Raw genomic sequence first — 17,835 nt, forward strand, 5'->3', positions numbered from 1 at the left:
GCCGGGGGCGATGGCTTCCGGCTCCTCGCTTCTCGCTTCTCAGAAAATGTTCAGGAAGTCCTATTAATCTGCCCGCCACACTCTGGCGTGAGGAGGCAGATCGTGGGGCGTACGGGGCGCGGTGGACAGTCGTTGGTCCGGGTGGCGGTGGTCGTACGGGCCGGTGCGGTCCCGCTCTGGTGGCTCGGGGTCGTCGCCGCCGGGATCGGGCTGCTGATCCCGGGTCTGACGGGGCGCAGGATCGGCGTCTGGGCGGGTGCGGCGGTGTTCGTACTGGCCGCGGCGGCCGTGGTGCTCGTACGCCGCCGCAAGTACACCGCCTGGGCGGAACGCGCCTCGCGCGCGGGCAAGTTCGACTACCTCCAGGACCGGGCCGTGACGATACGGAACTGGCGGCGCGCCCATGTGTGGTGGCTGGTGGCCGCGTTCGCCGCCGCCGTCGGCAGCTCCTTCGTGGTGCCGGTCGTCGCGGGCGCCGCGTTGGCCGGGGCGGGGGTGGGGCTGTGGCTCAAGGCGGTGTGGCTGGGGCGCCGGGAGCGGCGGGACGACGCGCTGCTGTGGGTACGTACGGACTGGGCCGGATCGGGCCGACCCGCCGGCAAGCAGGTCAAGGGCTACCGGACGACGGGGGTCGGCGCGGGCGACGCGGTCCCGGGCGGAGGACGGCGCAGGCGCCCTTGAGGGATCCGGCGACGCGTGGGGTATCACCAGAGGCTAAAGAATGACTGCCGACCCTAGTTAAGAGCCTCGCAGACCCCGTAACCAAGACCTATGCTTTGCGCACGGTATGCGGCAATGGGCGTAGAGCGAGAGAAAAATGAGAGTTTGCTTTTTTGTTGACGAAGAATGGCGTGACGGTGACTTGTGGGGCTGGCCAGTCATTCGTGAATCCGTATTACGCGCATATGTGGCTGCCACCCCTAGACATAGACGGCACGCCCGTATCAGCCTCGGAACTCTCCTTCTGTGGGACCTCGGGGGAAAGGAGAGGATGAGCATTTCCGATGCAGTTGAGGGCCTTCTTGGTGAGCGTTGGGAAGTGTGGAGTACTTTTTCCGTTCCGGAACTTACGGAGAAGGCAAGGAACACCAGGATCGCGGGGATCACGATTGATTCTCTGACTCCGACCGATGCGCGTGCAATGCATGGACGGCTTAGGGATGCTGACTGGTACCTGGGAGCAGTTGAGATCATCCCTTCCATGCCCCTGCACATGGCAGTTTTCCTGAATTCGATGCCTACCCGATTCCGAATCTTTGAGGATTCACTCTATGTTTTCCATCGCCAATGGGAGACGGAGTGCGACGACAGTCGGGATCACGGCGAATTTAAGGAGTGGAAGGCTTCTGGAATCTTCGCAAATGTTCAATGGGAGGATTCTGGGGTGCGAGAGACAATCTTTGACCCATTCCAGGAAGTGGAGGATTTTCAAAGGCTGGGGGAGCTAGATGAACTAATCCTGGGGCAATTCTCGTCCGCGCTTGGTGAGACGCTGATCAGGTGCGCCGATGCTGACCCAAACTTGATGGAGCGGCTTCACGGTGCCTTGAAGGCCTTTGAGAATCATGAATCTTCCGAGGGGCTGGCGCATGTTTCCCTTTCTTGTAGGCGATTCACAGAAAAGCTTGCCGACTGCCTTTACCCGCCGCGCGACGAAAAGGTCAATGATCGGAAGGTCGGAAAGGCGGAGTATCGAAATCGGCTGTGGGCGTACATTGCTGAAAATGTAACCTCCGACACGACTCGTCAGCTCCTCATGGCGAATATCGCGGATCTGGGGAACAGGATTGATCGACTGGACAACCTAAGCAACAAGGGGCTCCACTCCGAGGTGTCCACGTCCGACGTAAACCGCCTTCTGCTTTCCCTGATCGTCGTGGCTCACGATCTGCTTACGCTGAGCCCTCCCGCTGGCACTTTCCGGTATGACCCCTACGAGAAGTTCATTCGGCAGATTTTCGAGAATTCCATATTGGGGTCTAACGGGGAATAATGGCAAGGCTGAGCGGTCGGAACTCCCCTCCTTACTGGGCAATGCGCACCCCAGACCCGTGGTGAACATCCACCACGAGCCCTGAGGGGGCCGGCCGATGGGCCAGATCCGAACCATCACCCGAAGTGGTAGCCGCTTCTACTTCGACCCCGAAAAGCTTGACCTCAAGGTCCCGGGCGTGACGTCCATCATCGGTATGTTGCCGAAGCCGTTTTTGGCCTTCTGGAACGCCAAGATGGTGGCGGAGTTGGCGGTCGATTCTCTCCCGTTCGTCCAGCAAATGGCGGAGCGAGACCGGTAGGGCGCCGTTGACTACCTCAAGGGCGCCGCCAGGCGGTACGCGAAGCGCCGGGCCGACGTCGGCTCTGACGCCCACGATCTGTTTGAGCGCATGATCCGGGGTGAGGCCCTGGGCCGCGTCCACCCGGACCTGATCCCGTACCGCGACAACTTCGCGGAGTTCCTGACCGCCGTGAACCCGGAGTTGGTCAGGGCTGAAGACGTGGCATGGAGTGATCAGCACGCCTACGCCGGCTCCTTTGATGCCATCCTCAACGTGTGGCTGGACGATGACGGGAAGCCGACCCCGGACCGCTCCGGCGAGAGGCGCACGGTGATCGCGGACTGGAAGGCATTGAAGGCGACTTACCCGGACGTGGCCCTTCAGATGTCCGCGTACGCGCACGCTGACCGCATCATCGATGCCCAGGGCGTGAGCGAGCCCATGCCGGAGTTCGACGGGGCGTGCGTACTCCACATCACGGATGAGACGTGGGCGTTCAAGCCGGTCCGCATCGACTCCGCCGACGTCTTCGCCACCTTCCTGCGACTCCGCTAGATCTTTGTCTGGGACCGGGACACGTCCAAGACCGTGATCGGTCGGGCCATCGCCCAGGCTGCGGCCCACCTCGTGACGGGCACCCAGCGCCGGGCCAAGTAGACCCCAGCCAGCCCCCGGTACCGAAGGAACGTCTTTGGTACCGGGGGCTGAGGTTGTTTCGTCTAAGGGGTTTTAGCCGGGGCAGATCCCGGTGCAGGTATGCAGAGACGAATAAAAGCTTCTTGATCCTTTTGTTGCCATTCTTTGCAGTTCTGAACGGTTGCCTTTTCTGGCTTGAGCGGCAAAGGGTCACGCTTCTTGGATTGTTCTTCGAGGGCTGAATCGGCTATTTGATAGGATGTGATGCCTAGTCCTACCATGCAGGCGAATGCAAGGACGAGCCTAACCCTGTCCAGCAATCTTTCGCGGAGATCTCTAGGTCTATCGATATTCCCCTCTCGTGCTGGATTCTGTGCAATTTGACTAGATGAGATCTCAGTTTTTTCCTGAGGGCCGTCGAGGAGGACGGAGAATGTAATTGTGTGCCCTCGACTTATCAAGAACGGGTGCACGTGAAGCAACGTCCCTGCCACGGAGGTGGTAGGGACGCCGCTGTGGGCGGGATGGGCCGTCGAGTCGACCACTCCGATAATGGGCAATTTGAAGTCGAAGATCAGTGAGTTGGTCGAGTTGCTGAACATCGAAGCTTCGATGTCCCGCTTGCCGTTGTTTCTGATGGCCAGGTCCACGAGGCGGGGTTCGGAAATAGGGTTTCCGTCGTGAGAAACCGACACTGAATTTACGGAATCGCGCAGTAGTGAAACATTCCGAACTTCCTGCCAGATGAATCCGCGTCTTGGGTTGGCCGCGTATAGTGCGCCCCATAGTGCTAGAAGTCCGACGATGGTCGTGATACCGCCGCCGATAATGGCGGACCAGAAGTCGTCAGAGCCGATAAAAGCGGCAAGGATCATGCGTCCCCCTAGTGTGCAATTCGGTACGGCGAGAGAATCCTACAAGTAGGGTCGAACCTCTTCCACCGGTTGATGAAGATCAAGAATGATGGGCTAGGCAAGCCCATCCCGCCCCCGGTGACTTCGGTTGCCGGGGGCGGTTGTGTTGTCCCCAGCCTGTGGGCAATCGGCCCCCTAGTACTCCAGCTGTAGATCGTGATTTTGTTTGGCGACGCGACCTCGGAGCCGGTCTGCATATGTTGAGGCGGTCAGATCAGCTGCTGGGACGGGTGATTGTGATGTCGATGGCGCTGGCGTCCGCCCCTGGAGAGTCCACGGCGACGTGCACGTCGAACTCGCCACGGTCACCAACTCGATGCACGAGGCGAGTCAGCTGCTCGACGTCACCAACTGCGATGCGGCCATCAGGCAGAAGGAGGGAGTCGGCGAAGACCGTGGTAAACGGCAAGTCGGGTACCTGGGTCTCTGAGAGTGGGAACTGGGTGAAGAGACGCACTTTGACGAGTCCCTTCTGAGCTCGGACCCGAACGGCAACGTGAGTGTCGCAGCTGGCCGAGGGGGCAGTCCCCAGAGTCAAAGAGAGCGGAACCCAATCGGTGGCTCCCAGGTGCGGCACGGGATGGTTTGTGTAGATGTCGATTTCGGCGACCTGCACGGTGCTCCCCACGTTCGCAAGAGGCACGGCCACCGTTGATCATCGTGAGTTGTGTGGACAGACGATGAGACGGTGGCCGCAGGTCACAGCATAGATCCCGCCCGTTGGCGAGAGGCGTTCGAGGGCCTGATGGGGCGGATTGCGGGCCGGTTCACCCGGTAAGAACCCCGCCTGCGAGCGGGGCGGTTGGTGATGGGCTTGCTGTCGGACCTGCCACGGAAGAACTGCTGGACGATTGCGGAGTGGGCCGGGGAGGCCAGCCCGCACGGTACGCAGCATCTGCTGTGCCGGGCCGTCTGGAATGCCGATGTCGTCCGCGAATACGTCGTCGAGCACCTCCACGACGAGGCCGCAGTACGGGTCGTCGACGAGACCGGCGACCCGAAGAAGGGCACCCACACCGTCGGGGTCCAGCGCCAGTACACCGGCACGGCCGGACGGATCGAGAACTCGCAGGTCGCTGTCTACCTCGTCTACGCCGGCGCCCGGGGACGCGCGGCAGTCGACCGCGCGTTGTACATCCCGCGCTCCTGGACGTACGACCCGGACCGCTGCCGGGCAGCTGGGATCGACAAGGACATCGTCTTCGCGGCCAAGCCGGAACTGGCCCGCACGATGATCGAACGGTTCCTGGACGCCGGACACGACATCGGCTGGGTCACCGGAGATGAGGTCTACGGCGGCAACCCGAAACTGCGGACGGCTCTGGAAGAACGCGGCATCGGCTACGTCCTGGCGGTGGCCTGCTCGGCAGAAGTAGCCACCGGTGCGGGCGCCTTCCGCGCAGATGCCTTGGTGACGAAGATTCCAAAGCGGGCTTGGCTGAAGCTCGGCCGGACTTGGGGCGAAGGGAGAGCGCTTCTACGACTGGGCTGTCATCGACCGCGCTGAGCCGGCGCCGGGCAGGCGCCAGCTACCGATCCGCCGCAATCGCATGACCGAAGAACCCGCCTACTACCGCTGTCATTCCACCGAGCCGACACCGCTGACCGAACTGGTGCGAGTCGTCGGATCCAGATGGTGGGTGGAGGAGACCTTCCAGGCCGAGAAGGGGCTCGCGGGACTCGATGAGCACCAAGTCCGCCGCTACCCCTCCTGGACCCGCTGGGTCACGCTGGCCATGCTCGCTCACGCCTTCCTCGCGGTGGTCCGCGCCGAAGAACACGCCAGCCATCCCGGGCCAGCCGACCTGATCCAGCTGTCCTGCAACGAGATCCAGCGACTGTTCATCACAGTCGTCGTCCAACCCCTCCACGACATTGCCCACCGACTTCACTGGTCGGACTGGAGGCGCCGCCACCAGCAGCGGGCACGCACCAGCCACTACCGGCGACAAGCCGCATCCCAGCCATGAAGATCACGATCTACAGCTGGAGTACTAGGCCCTGGGTGAAGGGGGAAGGCGCGGCTGTCCCGGGGTCCGGCAGGTACCGCAGGAGCACGGCGAACTCCCCGAAGTCGGAGCCCCCCCACCACGGAGACCTATGGTTCTGCGTTGCCGTTCTTGCGGACGCCAATGGCGAATCTCGGTTCGAATGGCGGAGCCCAATACCCCCTAAAACGGCTGAAGAAGATCGAATCTGCGGGGAGGGGGGGGGATCTAGCCAGCCTCACGGAGCAACCCTGGCCGATGAGGCTTGTTTTCTTCTTCCCCACTCCGACCGCCTCAGACGGTTTGGGCGGTCCGGGCCAATCGAAGACCCGTCAGGGTTCTTCGAATCTCCGGACGGTCGTTGTTCTCCTTTCGCATAGTGGGGCGAATACCTCCCCGCCGTGAGGTGCTGGGAGGAGCTGACCGGACGGGCCTTCCCTCCGCCCACGGAGCGCGGGCCGCGCGGCGGTGTCCGGCTCGTGCCCCGGTGGTGCGAATGGCTCATGGGGCTGCCCGCCGGCTGGGTCACCGGGATACCCGGGCTGACCCGCAAGCCAACTCAAGACCCTGGGCAACGGAGTTGTCCCCGCCCAGGCATTCGAAGTGTTCCGGCGGCTCATGGGCTGACAGGACAACCGCACCGTACGGGCAGGGGCCCGCCCAGAACGACCGGGTGGGCTCCTGCCCTTCGTGCGCGTCGGGTGGGCTCTGCCCCCACCATGGGGAGAGACCTTGCAGACCTACCGCCACGGGGTGGCTGGGGAGAGCGTCGCCGTCCACGTCCCCCGGACCCGCGAAGACCTCATCCGCTTCAGCTTCTGGCTTGCCCGCGCCGACCGCCGGGGCCCCGTCGCACTCGACACGGAGACGAGCGGGCTGGATATCTACAGTCCCAACTACCTTCTCCGCACTATCCAGTTCGGGGACGAGCGGGACGCCTGGGTCATCCACTGGGAGCGCGGGCCCGCGTTTCAGTCCGCCGCCCGCGCGGCACTGCGCCGCGTAGACCGCTTCCTGATCCACAACGCCCCCTTCGACTGGGCCGTTTTGGACGAGCACGCCGGGGCGCCGCTCGAAGCGCTCGCACCGCGCACCACGGACACCGGACTCAAGGCCGGTCTCCTGGACCCCAGGCAGCCCCAGGAAGGCGGTATCGGCACGGGCCTCAAACCCCTGTCCGCCTACTGCGTGGACCCCTCCGCCCCGGATACACAAGGGGACCTCACCCAGATCTTCCGGAGCCTGGGCCTGACGAAGGCCACCGGCTGGGCCGGCATCCCCCTGGACCACCCCACCTACAACCTGTATGCGGGCCTGGACTGCATCCTCACGGCCCGCCTGGACCCGATCCACGCGGGAGCTGGACCGTCTGGGCGTTCGCCCCGAACTTGTCCAGTACGAACACGAGATAGCGCGGATCTGCACCCACATGCAGCGCGCGGGCATGGTCGTTGACGAGACCTACGTACAGGAGCTGGGGGCCAACCTGACGTACGAAGAGCAGCACTACGCCGACGTGGCCCGCTGGTACGGCGTCGAGAACGTCAACTCCACCCGGACCCTGGCCGAAGCGCTCGTTGGCATGGGCGAGCACCTGACGGAGCGCACCGGGAGCGGCGCCCTGAAGGTGGACAAGGCAGTCCTCTCCGCCCTGGCGGACCTGAGCCTTCAGGGCGAACGCTTGAACATCCGCACACCCAACCCCTTGGCCGAAGCCGTGATCCGCTCGAAACGGGCCGGGAAGTGGCGAGCGTCCTACGCGGACACCTTTCTTGAGGTCATGGACGCCGGGGGCTGGTGTCACCCCTTCGTGCACTCCATGGCGGCCCGGACGGGTCGCATGTCCGTGACCCGCCCCGCGCTTCAGACCCTGCCCAGCTCAGACCAGATGATCCGGCGGGCACTGCTCGCGGACCCGGGTCACGTCATGATCTCGTGCGACTTCAGCGCCGTTGAGATGCGCATCCTTGCCGCCCTGGCGGACGTGCGCCGGATGCGGGATGGCTTCCTTGCCGGGGAAGGCATCCACTCGTTCACGGCCCGGCTCGTCCCGGGGGGCGGGGGCCACGGAGTCGGACCGCAAGGTCATGAAGGGGGCCGGGTTCTCGAAGGTCTACGGGGGAGGCGTACGCACGGCTGCCCGCCAGACCGGGGCCAGTGAAGAGGCCATGGCCCGCGCCTTCGCGGAGTGCGACCGCCTGTATCCGGAGATCAAGCGCGAGTCCCGCCGGTGGCAGCGCAAAGCGTACGAGTTCGGCATGGTTTTCGTCTCCGCGACGGGGCGCCGCCTGCCGCTGGACCGGGACCGCACTTACGCGGTGGTCAACTACGCCTGCCGGTCGGTGGCCCGGGACTGCCTGGGGCAAGCCCTCCTCAACATCGAGGAGGCGGGGCTCCTGGACATGCTCAAGCTCCCGATCCATGACGAAGTCCTCTTGTCCGCCCCGCGTGAGGACGTCCGGGACGTGGCGTGCGCGATCGAGAAAGCAATGACCTTCGATCTGTACGGCGTCCCGATCGAAGCCACGGCGGAGACCGGGGGCCGGTCCTGGGGGAGCCTCTACGGCTCCGACTTCTGAGGCGTCAAGCGACTCACGCGAGTCGGTTGCCCCATCCGAACCGGCGCCCGCCGCATTACGGGGCGGTCACGCCTGCCGGTCGTCTGGCACCGGGGGTCGAGGTGTAAGTACGCCCACCGGGTGAGGTCCGATCACGCCCTGGATTTCCTCACAACTGTCGTTCGTCGCACGGGATCTGTCCCAGTGAATACACCAACGGCGTTCGCACGGACGCCGACCGACGCAACGACGTAGGCCCTGATCAAGCCCCGTCAAGCACCCCGAAGAGGAGCTTGATCTGACGCGCCTTCATTACGCATGCCATGGGAATCGTGCGCCCTAAAACGGGTGGTGACCTAGGTCACTTTGCGCGCTCTCGGCTCTCGCCCATTCGGGCAATCGGCTCCCCAGAAACCGGGTGAGCCGAAGGAGAGCCACCCGTGTCAGAGCCTGAAATCTCCGTAGTTCGCGCTGCCCAGAACCAGGATCTTGAGGCCACTGCCCAGGTCATCGCAGCCACCGAAGGGCGCGTTTCCGTACTCGACCGGAAGGCGGCGCGGCGCATCCCGGAGAGCGGTCCGCGCCATGAGGAATTCCGCGAAGAGTTCGAACAGGTAGGTCGGATAGCGGTCTGGGAGGCCCTGGGCCGCTTTGACGAGTCGGTCACCACGGACTTTCTGGGATTCGCGTACACCACCGTGGAGACCACCCTCCTGAATATTACGAGGGCGGAGCGTAACCAGGGGGCTGATCCGGACGCGGCGAAGACGTTCCTGTCCATGCTGGGCACGGCGGGGAACGACCCCTACCTCGCCGAGAAACTGGCCCAGACCGTACCGCCCGCCGGTCGCCGGCTCAGCGCGGATCGGGCGCACGCTGCCCGCTTGGCGTACCAGGGGGCGGAGAGCCTTGACGTTCCGGTGCCCGGTACGACCGGGGAGGAGCGCTGGGCACCGGCCGTGTCCACGTACGGCGTGCCGGACGACCTGATCACCCCGGATGACGTGGCTCGTGAGGAGCGACGGATCAAGCACGCGGTCGTGCACGGCATCCTTGACACGATGGGCGACGGCCAGGCGCACGTTCTGCGCGCCACCTTCGGGATAGAGCCCGTCCCTTTCTACGGCAACGCAAACGAAGTCGAGTTGGCCGGCGACATGGGCACCACACCGAAGGCCGTACGGGAAGCCCGGTAAAGGGCTCAAGAGCTTCGGCAAGCGTGGTGCTCGCGGTCATCGGAGAACGCGCGGGACACGCGGGTCCGGGCGGGCGCTCCTACAGCGACAGCTCCGTGCGGTACGCCTCCAGGCGGTCGGCCAGTTCGCGGGGGTGGCCGAGCATCGGGCAGTGGTCGCCGGGCATCTCGTCCGGGGTGAAGCCGAGCCGCTCCCGCACGATCCGCCGCAGGTACGCGGCGGGGAGGAAGCGGTCGTCCCTGGCCAGCAGGAACCGCGTGGGCACGGCCGGCCACGCGGCCAGTGGCCAGGGCTTCATGAACGGGGTGGCCGACTGCGCCCGCGCGTGCTCCTGGGCCCCGGCGGCCAGTTCGGGCGGGGTGTCGTGGTGGAACAGCGCCACGGTGTCGTCCGGATCCCGGCCGTCCCGCTCGTCCTGCTCCCGCCTGGCCTCCTCGTGACCGGTGTTGCCCCACCACTCGCCCGGGCTCTCGCCCGGCGCCGGGATCTGCGCCTGGAGCAGCACCAGCAGGCCGACCGGCAGGCGGTCGCAGACCAGCGGGGCGGTGAACCCGCCGAAGGAGTGGGCCACCACGATCAGGTCCCCGCGCCCCCCGACGGCCCCGACCGCCGCGTCCGCGTACTCGGCCAGCCCGGCCGCGTTGTCCTCGCAGGGCAGGTCGACGGCCACCACGTCGTGGCCCCGCGCGCGCAGCTCGGCCTCCAGCGGGTGCCAGTACCAGGTGTCGGTCCCGGCGCCGGGAAGCAGGACGTACGTGGCCATGGTCAGTGTCCTTCCGGCAGCTCGTCGCGGTCCGCGCGCAGGGCGTCCGCGTGCGCGCCGCCCGACTCGGCGACGATCTCCTCGACCGTCTGGGGGGTCCGTACGGTGGCGAAGCGGATCCCGCCGCCGTCGCCCGGCGAGGGGAGGAAGCCGTAGATCCCCGGGCGGGCCAGGCTGTTGTAGGCGTAGTGGTTCGAGAAGTAGTACGCGCCGGTGTCGAGCGCGGCCACCAGGTCGCCCTGGCCGAGCAGCGGCAGCGACCGGTTCTCGGCGAGCAGGTCGCCCGCGAAGCAGGCGGGCCCCGCGACGTCCTGTGCCACGACCGGGCCCGTCCGCGGGTGACCCCCGGCGTCGTACGCGGCGATGCGCAGTGGCCAGGACGCGGGGTCGTAGACCGTACGGGTGGCGAGCTGCGCGCCCGCGTGGGTGACCGCGATGGGGCGGCCGCCCGCGGACTTGGCGTACTCGACGCGGGCCAGGACCGTGCCGTGCTTGGCGAGCAGCGAGCGCCCGAACTCGGTGACCACCCCGTACCTGCCGTCGAGCAGCCCGGGGACGGTGTCGCGCAGGAGCCGCGCGTACGCCGCGTACGTCGGGGTCTCGTCGTCCGAGGTGAAGTTCACCGGGAGGCCGCCACCGATGTCGATGGTGTCGATCTGCTGCCGGCCGGCGGCCGCGTTGATCTCCTCGGCCAGTTCGTACGTCTCGCGGACGCCGCGTGCCATCAGTTCCAGCGGGACGCCCTGCGAGCCGGTGTGGGTGTGCAGCCGGGTGAGCCAGGGCCGGTCGAGGCAGGCGCGGACGACCCAGGAGCGGGAGCCCTCGTCGCGCAGGGCGACGCCGAACTTGGACGTGGCGGTGGCGGTGGACAGGGCGCCGATGGAACCGCCGCCGACCTGCGGGTTGACGCGCAGGCCGAGGGGCGAGCGGGGGCCGGGGCCTGGCGAGCCGACGAGCGCGTCGAGGCGGCCCAGCTCCTGCGGGTTGTCGGCGTTGACCGCGACGCCGAGGGCGAGGGCCTGGCGCAGCTCGGCGGTGGTCTTGGCGGGGGAGTCGAGCACGGTGTGCTCCGCCCGTACGCCCGCCGCCGCGGCCAGCGCCAGTTCGCCGGGGCTGGCGACCTCGGCGCCGATGCCCTCGTCGTACAGCAGCCGCAGGACCGGGACCAGCGGGGTGGCCTTCACGGCGAAGGCGTGCAGGACGGCCGTGCCGGGGGCGGTGACCTCGGCGAACGCGGACCTGAGCGCGGCGGCGGACGCGCGGATCCCGGCCACGTCGAGCAGGGCGATCACGGCCCGCTCCTCGCTGAGCAGCCCCTGCGCGACGGCGGCCAGTACGGCCCGGTCGCGCCGGGCGGGCGCGCCCTCGGCGGCCGGGCCGTCCTCCCGGCCGGCCGCGTGCCCGCTCTCCCGGTCGTCCCCGGGGTCGTTCCCCCGGCTGTGGTCTTCGTCGGTCTCGCGGTCCAGGCCCATGGAGGTCAGCCAATCATCGTTGTCGGCCGATCGCCGTCGATTTGCCGCCGTTCTGCCGCCGATCGGACCGCGCGGGCCCCGCGCCTGTTGACTACAACTATTCATCCGTCCAGGATGTGAATAGATCGACCAACATGACGTGTGCGGCGGCCCACCCCGGTCCACCGCCCACCACCCCCATGGAGGAGGCATCGCCATGTCAGGATCCCGACCCGTACGGGCAGCGCGCGGTACGGAACTGAGCGCCCTGGGATGGCAGCAGGAGGCCGCCCTGCGCATGCTCCAGAACAACCTGGACCCCGAGGTCGCCGAGCACCCCGACCAGCTCGTCGTCTACGGCGGCACGGGCAAGGCGGCCCGCGACTGGCGCTCGTACGACGCCATGGTCCGTACGCTGCGCACGCTCAAGCAGGACGAGACGATGCTCGTCCAGTCCGGCCGCCCGGTGGGCGTCCTGCAGACCCACGAATGGGCGCCGCGGGTCCTGCTCGCCAACTCCAACCTGGTGGGGGACTGGGCGAACTGGGAGGAGTTCCGGCGCCTGGAGGCCCTCGGGCTCACCATGTACGGGCAGATGACGGCCGGTTCGTGGATCTACATCGGGACGCAGGGCATCCTCCAGGGCACGTACGAGACGTTCGCGGCCGTCGCCGCCAAGAAGTTCGGCGGCACGCTCGCCGGGACGATCACCCTGACCGCCGGGCTCGGCGGCATGGGCGGCGCCCAGCCGCTCGCCGTGACCATGAACGACGGCGTGGCCATCTGCATCGACTGCGACCCGCGCGCCATCGACCGCCGCATCGAGCACCGCTACCTGGACGTGAAGGCCGGCAACCTCGCCCACGCCCTCCAGCTGGCCACCGAGGCCCGCGACGCGCGCCGCCCGCTGTCCATCGGCCTGCTGGGCAACGCGGCCGAGCTGCTGCCCCGCATGCTCGCCGAGGGCGCCCCCATCGACATCGTCACGGACCAGACCTCCGCCCACGACCCGCTCGCCTACCTCCCGCTCGGCGTCGACTTCGACGACATGGCCGCCTACGCCACCGAGAAGCCCGCCGACTTCACCCTGCGCGCCCGCGAGTCGATGGCGCGGCACGTCGAGGCGATGGTCGGCTTCATGGACGCCGGCGCCGAGGTCTTCGACTACGGCAACTCCATCCGCGGCGAGGCACAACTCGCCGGGTACGAGCGGGCCTTCGCCTTCCCCGGCTTCGTCCCCGCCTACATCAGGCCGCTGTTCAGCGAGGGCAAGGGCCCGTTCCGCTGGGCGGCCCTGTCCGGCGAGGCGTCCGACATCCACAAGACCGACAAGGCGATCCTCGAACTCTTCCCCGAGAACGAGTCCCTGCACCGCTGGATCAAACTGGCCGGCGAACGTGTCCACTTCCAGGGCCTCCCCGCCCGGATCTGCTGGCTCGGGTACGGCGAGCGCGACAAGGCGGGCGAGCGGTTCAACGACATGGTCGCCTCCGGCGAACTGGCCGCGCCCGTCGTCATCGGCCGCGACCACCTGGACGCGGGCTCCGTCGCCTCCCCGTACCGCGAGACCGAGTCCATGCTCGACGGCTCCGATGCCATCGCCGACTGGCCGCTCCTCAACGCCATGGTCAACGTCGCCTCCGGGGCCTCCTGGGTCTCCATCCACCACGGCGGCGGCGTCGGCATGGGCCGCTCCCTCCACGCCGGGCAGGTCACCGTCGCCGACGGCACGAAGCTCGCCGGCGAGAAGATCCGCCGCGTCCTGACGAACGACCCGGGCATGGGCGTCATCCGGCACGTCGACGCCGGCTACGACATCGCCGAGAGGGTCGCCGAGGAGCGCGGCGTCCGCGTCCCGATGCGCGAGGGCGCCGCCGACGACTCCGCCGCCCCGACCACGACGGAGGGCACCCCCGCGTGACCTCCCCCACCCCGCACCCGAGCACCCCCGCCGCGGGAGCCGGGGCGGTCGCGAACCCGCCCTCCTTCCAGGAGATGTGGCGCGACCTCGCCCCCCTCGGCCGCGACGCCACCAGCCACGGCTACCGCCGCTACGCGTGGACCGCCGCCGACACCGACTGCCGCGCCTGGTTCCGCGCCCAGGCCGAGTCCCGCGGCCTGGTCCACGAAGTCGACCGCAACGGCAACCAGTGGGCCTGGCTCGGCGACCCCCTCGCCGGGGACGCCGTCGTCACCGGCTCCCACCTCGACTCCGTCCCGGACGGCGGCGCCTTCGACGGCCCGCTCGGTGTGGTGTCCTCCTTCGCCGCCCTGGACGAACTGCGCCGCAGGGGAGCGCGGTTCACCAGGCCCCTGGCCGTCACCAACTTCGGTGACGAGGAAGGGGCCCGCTTCGGCCTCGCCTGCGTCGGCTCCCGGCTCACCGCCGGACAGCTCACCGCCGAGAAGGCGTACGCCCTGCGCGACGGCGAAGGAGTCACCCTGCCCCGCGCGATGGAGGCCGCGGGACACGACCCCGCCACCCTCGGCCCCGACCCCGAACGCCTCGCCCGTATCGGCGCGTACGTCGAACTCCACGTCGAGCAGGGCCGCGCCCTCGACCTGTCCGGCGACCCCGTCGGCATCGCCTCGGCGATCTGGCCGCACGGCCGCTGGCGGTTCGACTTCCGCGGCGAGGCCAACCACGCGGGCACCACCCGCCTCGCCGACCGCCGCGACCCGATGCTGACGTACGCCGAGACCGTCCTCGCCGCCCGCCGCGAGGCCGAGCTGGCCGGGGCCCTCGCCACCTTCGGCAAGATCTCCGTCGAACCCAACGGCGTCAACGCCATCCCCTCCCTCGTCCGCGGCTGGCTGGACTCCCGCGCCCCCGACCAGGCCACCCTCGACACCGTCGTCGCCGGGATCGAGACGGCCGCCCGCGACGCCGCCGAGCGCGCCGGGATCGACCTGGGTGTCGTACGGGAGTCCTTCACGCCCGTCGTCGAGTTCGAGCACGCCCTGCGCGACGAACTGGCCAGGATCCTCGCCGCCGGCGGCCGGACCCCCCTCCCGGTCCTCGGCACCGGCGCCGGGCACGACGCGGGCATTTTGTCCGGATCCATTCCGACCGCCATGCTGTTCGTACGGAACCCGACCGGCGTATCGCACTCCCCGGCCGAGTCCGCGGCCGAGGACGACTGCGTGGCGGGCGTCCTGGCACTGGCCGACGTACTGGAAGGACTGGCGTGCGCATGACGCAGGGACCCGGCACCACCTACTGGCTGGAGCACGCCTGGCTCGACCACCACGTCGAGCCCGGCGTGGCCGTCGACGTCGCCGACGGCAGGATCACCGCCGTCCGCACCGAGACCGACACCCCGCCCCCCGGCGCCGTGGCCCTGCGCGGCCTGACCCTCCCCGGGCTCGCCAACACCCACTCCCACGCCTTCCACCGCGCCCTGCGCGGCACGGTCCAGGTCGGCTCCGGCACCTTCTGGACCTGGCGCGAGCTGATGTACCGCACCGCCGCCCGCCTCACCCCCGACTCGTACCACGCCCTCGCCCGGGCCGTGTACGCCGAGATGGCCCTGGCCGGCATCACCTGTGTGGGTGAGTTCCACTACCTCCACCACGGGCCCGACGGCACCCCCTACGACCGGCCGAACGCCATGGGCGAGGCGCTCATCGCGGCCGCCGCCGACGCCGGCATCAGGATCACCCTCCTCGACACCGCCTACCTCGCGTCCGGCATCTCCACGGCGCGCGGCGGCTCCGTCCCCGACCGCCACCAGGTCCGCTTCTCCGACGGCACCGCCGACTCCTGGGCGGAACGCGCCTCCGCCCTCCACGACAGCGCCCGCGACACCTCCCACGCCCGGATCGGCGCGGCCATCCACTCCGTACGCGCCGTCCCGGCCGAACAGCTCTCGACCGTCGCCGCCTGGGCCGAGGCCCGCCGCGCCCCCCTGCACGTGCACCTCTCCGAGCAGACCGCCGAGAACGAGGCCTGCCTCGCCGTCCACGGCCGCACCCCCGCGCAACTGCTCCACGACCACGGCGTCCTCGGCGCCCGTACCACCGGCATCCACAACACCCACCTCACCGACGAGGACATCGCGCTGCTCGGCGCCACCCACACCGGCACCTGCATGTGCCCCACCACGGAACGCGACCTCGCCGACGGCATCGGACCCGCCGCCCAGCTCCAGCGCGCGGGCTCGCCGCTCTCGCTCGGCAGCGACAGCCACGCCGTGATCGACCTCTTCGAGGAAGCCCGCGCGATGGAGCTCAACGAACGCCTGCGCACCCGCACCCGCGGCCACTGGACCGCCGGCGCCCTGCTCCACGCCGCCTCCGCCGACGGCCACGCGGCCCTCGGCTGGCCCGAGGCGGGCCGGATCGAACCAGGGGCGCTCGCCGACCTGGTCACGATCGCCCTGGACTCGGTCAGGACAGCGGGGCCACTGCCCCGGCTCGGAGCGGAGACCGCCGTATTCGCCGCCTCCGCGGCTGATGTACGCCACACGGTCGTGAGCGGCCGTCATGTGGTCCAGGACGGGGTCCACTCACTCGTCCCCGATACGGCGCGGGCCCTCGCCGAGGCGATCGGAGCCCTGGCCCACCGCGTCTGACCGGCCCACCGCGGCCGGCGGACCCTCCGCGTCCCCCAGACCCTCCGCGACCGGCCCCCGCCGGCCCGCCGCCGAAGGAGCGCATCCCCACCATGGCCAAGAGCCCCCCGAACAGCAGGCCGAACACCACGCCGGACAGCACCCCGGACACCGCCACCACGTTCAGCGACACCGCCGCCACCACGGCGAGCACCGCCCTCACCCACATCGCCGCTCTGGTCACCAACGACCCCTCCCTCGGTGACGGATCCCCCATCGGTCTGATCCAGGACGCGGCCGTCGTCATCGAAGGCGACCGAGTCGTCTGGGTCGGTGAATCAAGCAAAGCACCCCCCACTGACAACGCCCTCGACCTCGGCGGCAGGGCCGTCGTCCCCGGCTTCGTCGACTCCCACTCCCACCTCGTCTTCGCCGGCGACCGCACCGCCGAGTTCAACGCCAGGATGTCCGGCCGCGCCTACACCGCCGGCGGCATCCGCACCACCGTCGCCGCCACCCGCGCCGCCTCCGACGCCGACCTCACCGCCAACGTCGCCCGCTACGTCGCCGAGGCCCTGCGCCAGGGCACCACCACCCAGGAGACCAAGTCCGGCTACGGCCTGACCGTCGAGGACGAGGCACGCGCCCTGCGCATCGCGAGCGACCACACCGACGAGGTCACCTACCTCGGCGCCCACATCGTCCCGCCCGACCACGCCGACGACCCCGCCGCGTACGTCGCGCTCGTCACCGGCGACATGCTCGACGCCTGCGCCCCGTACGCCCGTTGGATCGACGTCTTCTGCGAGACCGGCGCCTTCGACGGCGACCAGGCCCGCGCCATCCTCCTCGCGGGCCGCGCCAAGGGCCTGCACCCCCGGATCCACGCCAACCAGCTGTCCCACGGCCCCGGCGTGCAACTCGCCGTCGAACTCGACGCCGCCTCCGCCGACCACTGCACCCACCTCACCGACGCGGACGTCGACGCGCTCGCCCACAGCGACACGGTCGCCACGCTGCTCCCCGGCGCCGAGTTCTCCACCCGCGCCCCCTGGCCGGACGCCCGCAGGCTCCTCGACGCGGGCGCGACCGTCGCCCTCTCCACCGACTGCAACCCCGGCTCGTCCTTCACCTCGTCCATGCCGTTCTGCATGGCCCTCGCCGTACGGGACATGCGCATGACCCCCGACGAGGCGATCTGGTCCGCCACCGCGGGAGGCGCGCGCGCCCTGCGCCGTACGGACATCGGCCGCCTCACCCCCGGCGCCCGCGCCGACCTCACCGTCCTCGACGCCCCCAGCCACGTCCACCTCGCCTACCGCCCCGGCGTCCCGCTCGTCTCGTCGGTCTGGAGAGGCGGGGTGCGACTCCTGGGGAACGGGGTACGACTCTGAGGCAGTGAGGGGCCGACGGGCCCTGTCCCGGCGGGGACACGGGCCGGTACCGTCCTCACGAGCGTGAGCCCACGAACGAGTCCATGGGGGACGTGGACACGCGGGG

Annotated in this window: 16 protein-coding genes and 1 pseudogene; 13 read left to right on the plus strand and 4 right to left on the minus strand. The window is 68.8% G+C overall.

Annotated features, from left to right (window positions below; all coding sequences use genetic code 11):
* Positions 1 to 102 precede the first annotated feature (102 nt).
* From HA039_RS21250 to HA039_RS34135, 4 genes are all read left to right on the plus strand, one after another.
* Positions 103 to 681, plus strand: coding sequence for a hypothetical protein (locus HA039_RS21250; protein WP_167032406.1), 579 nt, complete (start codon positions 103 to 105; stop codon positions 679 to 681).
* A 310-nt stretch (positions 682 to 991) separates the two neighbouring features.
* Entirely contained in the window at positions 992 to 1,993 is a 1,002-nt protein-coding gene (locus HA039_RS21255; RefSeq protein WP_167032408.1) for a hypothetical protein, read from the plus strand.
* Between the two features lie 97 nt (positions 1,994 to 2,090).
* Positions 2,091 to 2,294, plus strand: coding sequence for a hypothetical protein (locus tag HA039_RS34130; protein ID WP_243869636.1), 204 nt, complete (start codon positions 2,091 to 2,093; stop codon positions 2,292 to 2,294).
* Between the two features lie 90 nt (positions 2,295 to 2,384).
* Positions 2,385 to 2,831 (plus strand): hypothetical protein, encoded by a 447-nt coding sequence (locus HA039_RS34135; RefSeq protein WP_243869638.1) that lies wholly within the window; start codon positions 2,385 to 2,387, stop codon positions 2,829 to 2,831.
* A 164-nt stretch (positions 2,832 to 2,995) separates the two neighbouring features.
* On the opposite strand, the gene HA039_RS21265 is transcribed toward HA039_RS34135, so the two are convergent.
* Positions 2,996 to 3,787, minus strand: a complete 792-nt coding sequence (locus tag HA039_RS21265; RefSeq protein WP_167032410.1) for a hypothetical protein — start codon at positions 3,785 to 3,787, stop codon at positions 2,996 to 2,998.
* 253 nt (positions 3,788 to 4,040) lie between these two features.
* Positions 4,041 to 4,442: a hypothetical protein gene (locus HA039_RS21270; protein WP_167032412.1), complete on the minus strand. Its 402-nt coding sequence runs from the start codon at positions 4,440 to 4,442 to the stop codon at positions 4,041 to 4,043.
* 171 nt (positions 4,443 to 4,613) lie between these two features.
* On the opposite strand from HA039_RS21270, the pseudogene HA039_RS33630 reads away from it, so the two are divergent.
* The 5 genes and pseudogenes from HA039_RS33630 to HA039_RS21290 all read left to right on the plus strand — a co-directional run bounded on the left by HA039_RS33630 (position 4,614) and on the right by HA039_RS21290 (position 9,568).
* Positions 4,614 to 5,796: pseudogene (locus HA039_RS33630) on the plus strand (IS701 family transposase).
* A 750-nt stretch (positions 5,797 to 6,546) separates the two neighbouring features.
* On the plus strand, positions 6,547 to 7,269 hold the full coding sequence (locus HA039_RS33635; protein WP_208298676.1) for a 3'-5' exonuclease family protein: 723 nt from the start codon (positions 6,547 to 6,549) through the stop codon (positions 7,267 to 7,269).
* Positions 7,244 to 7,975 carry a DNA polymerase gene (locus tag HA039_RS34440; protein WP_208298677.1) on the plus strand — a complete coding sequence of 244 codons (732 nt, stop codon included), beginning with the start codon at positions 7,244 to 7,246 and terminating at the stop codon, positions 7,973 to 7,975. Before HA039_RS33635 ends, HA039_RS34440 begins: the two co-directional genes overlap by 26 nt.
* Positions 7,902 to 8,393 (plus strand): DNA polymerase, encoded by a 492-nt coding sequence (locus tag HA039_RS34445; protein WP_208298678.1) that lies wholly within the window; start codon positions 7,902 to 7,904, stop codon positions 8,391 to 8,393. The genes HA039_RS34440 and HA039_RS34445 overlap by 74 nt, the downstream gene beginning before the upstream one ends.
* A 419-nt stretch (positions 8,394 to 8,812) precedes the next feature.
* Positions 8,813 to 9,568 carry a hypothetical protein gene (locus HA039_RS21290; protein ID WP_167032418.1) on the plus strand — a complete coding sequence of 252 codons (756 nt, stop codon included), beginning with the start codon at positions 8,813 to 8,815 and terminating at the stop codon, positions 9,566 to 9,568.
* A gap of 79 nt (positions 9,569 to 9,647) precedes the next feature.
* On the opposite strand, the gene HA039_RS21295 is transcribed toward HA039_RS21290, so the two are convergent.
* Together HA039_RS21295 and HA039_RS21300 are read right to left on the minus strand one after the other, a co-directional pair.
* A complete protein-coding gene (locus HA039_RS21295) occupies positions 9,648 to 10,331 on the minus strand; it encodes an alpha/beta fold hydrolase (RefSeq protein ID WP_167032420.1) in 684 nt (227 codons plus the stop codon).
* 2 nt (positions 10,332 to 10,333) lie between these two features.
* Positions 10,334 to 11,803 (minus strand): type III PLP-dependent enzyme domain-containing protein, encoded by a 1,470-nt coding sequence (locus HA039_RS21300; RefSeq protein WP_167032422.1) that lies wholly within the window; start codon positions 11,801 to 11,803, stop codon positions 10,334 to 10,336.
* Positions 11,804 to 11,999: 196 nt separating this feature from the next.
* Between HA039_RS21300 and hutU the strand changes: the two genes are divergently transcribed.
* The 4 genes from hutU (at position 12,000) to hutI (ending at position 17,729) form a co-directional block, all read left to right on the plus strand.
* Positions 12,000 to 13,703 carry a urocanate hydratase gene (gene hutU / locus HA039_RS21305; RefSeq protein ID WP_167032424.1) on the plus strand — a complete coding sequence of 568 codons (1,704 nt, stop codon included), beginning with the start codon at positions 12,000 to 12,002 and terminating at the stop codon, positions 13,701 to 13,703.
* Between the two features lie 74 nt (positions 13,704 to 13,777).
* Positions 13,778 to 14,980, plus strand: a complete 1,203-nt coding sequence (locus HA039_RS21310; RefSeq protein WP_167037268.1) for an allantoate amidohydrolase — start codon at positions 13,778 to 13,780, stop codon at positions 14,978 to 14,980.
* Positions 14,977 to 16,356, plus strand: coding sequence for a formimidoylglutamate deiminase (locus tag HA039_RS21315; RefSeq protein WP_167032426.1), 1,380 nt, complete (start codon positions 14,977 to 14,979; stop codon positions 16,354 to 16,356). Before HA039_RS21310 ends, HA039_RS21315 begins: the two co-directional genes overlap by 4 nt.
* A gap of 92 nt (positions 16,357 to 16,448) precedes the next feature.
* Positions 16,449 to 17,729 carry an imidazolonepropionase gene (gene hutI / locus HA039_RS21320; RefSeq protein ID WP_208298679.1) on the plus strand — a complete coding sequence of 427 codons (1,281 nt, stop codon included), beginning with the start codon at positions 16,449 to 16,451 and terminating at the stop codon, positions 17,727 to 17,729.
* Positions 17,730 to 17,835 lie beyond the last annotated feature (106 nt).

This window comes from Streptomyces liangshanensis, from assembly GCF_011694815.1.
GTDB classification, from domain to species: Bacteria; Actinomycetota; Actinomycetes; order Streptomycetales; family Streptomycetaceae; genus Streptomyces; species Streptomyces liangshanensis.

Excerpts from the sequence above, each read along its gene's own strand:
- HA039_RS21255 (WP_167032408.1), top strand. The coding sequence starts at position 992 with ATGAGCATTTCCGATGCAGTTGAGGGCCTTCTTGGTGAGCGTTGGGAA.
- HA039_RS34130 (WP_243869636.1), top strand. The coding sequence starts at position 2,091 with ATGGGCCAGATCCGAACCATCACCCGAAGTGGTAGCCGCTTCTACTTC.
- HA039_RS34135 (WP_243869638.1), top strand. The coding sequence starts at position 2,385 with ATGATCCGGGGTGAGGCCCTGGGCCGCGTCCACCCGGACCTGATCCCG.
- HA039_RS21265 (WP_167032410.1), bottom strand. The coding sequence starts at position 3,787 with ATGATCCTTGCCGCTTTTATCGGCTCTGACGACTTCTGGTCCGCCATT.
- HA039_RS34440 (WP_208298677.1), top strand. The coding sequence starts at position 7,244 with ATGCAGCGCGCGGGCATGGTCGTTGACGAGACCTACGTACAGGAGCTG.
- HA039_RS34445 (WP_208298678.1), top strand. The coding sequence starts at position 7,902 with ATGAAGGGGGCCGGGTTCTCGAAGGTCTACGGGGGAGGCGTACGCACG.
- HA039_RS21295 (WP_167032420.1), bottom strand. The coding sequence starts at position 10,331 with ATGGCCACGTACGTCCTGCTTCCCGGCGCCGGGACCGACACCTGGTAC.
- HA039_RS21300 (WP_167032422.1), bottom strand. The coding sequence starts at position 11,803 with ATGGGCCTGGACCGCGAGACCGACGAAGACCACAGCCGGGGGAACGAC.
- hutU (WP_167032424.1), top strand. The coding sequence starts at position 12,000 with ATGTCAGGATCCCGACCCGTACGGGCAGCGCGCGGTACGGAACTGAGC.
- HA039_RS21310 (WP_167037268.1), top strand. The coding sequence starts at position 13,778 with ATGTGGCGCGACCTCGCCCCCCTCGGCCGCGACGCCACCAGCCACGGC.
- HA039_RS21315 (WP_167032426.1), top strand. The coding sequence starts at position 14,977 with ATGACGCAGGGACCCGGCACCACCTACTGGCTGGAGCACGCCTGGCTC.
- hutI (WP_208298679.1), top strand. The coding sequence starts at position 16,449 with ATGGCCAAGAGCCCCCCGAACAGCAGGCCGAACACCACGCCGGACAGC.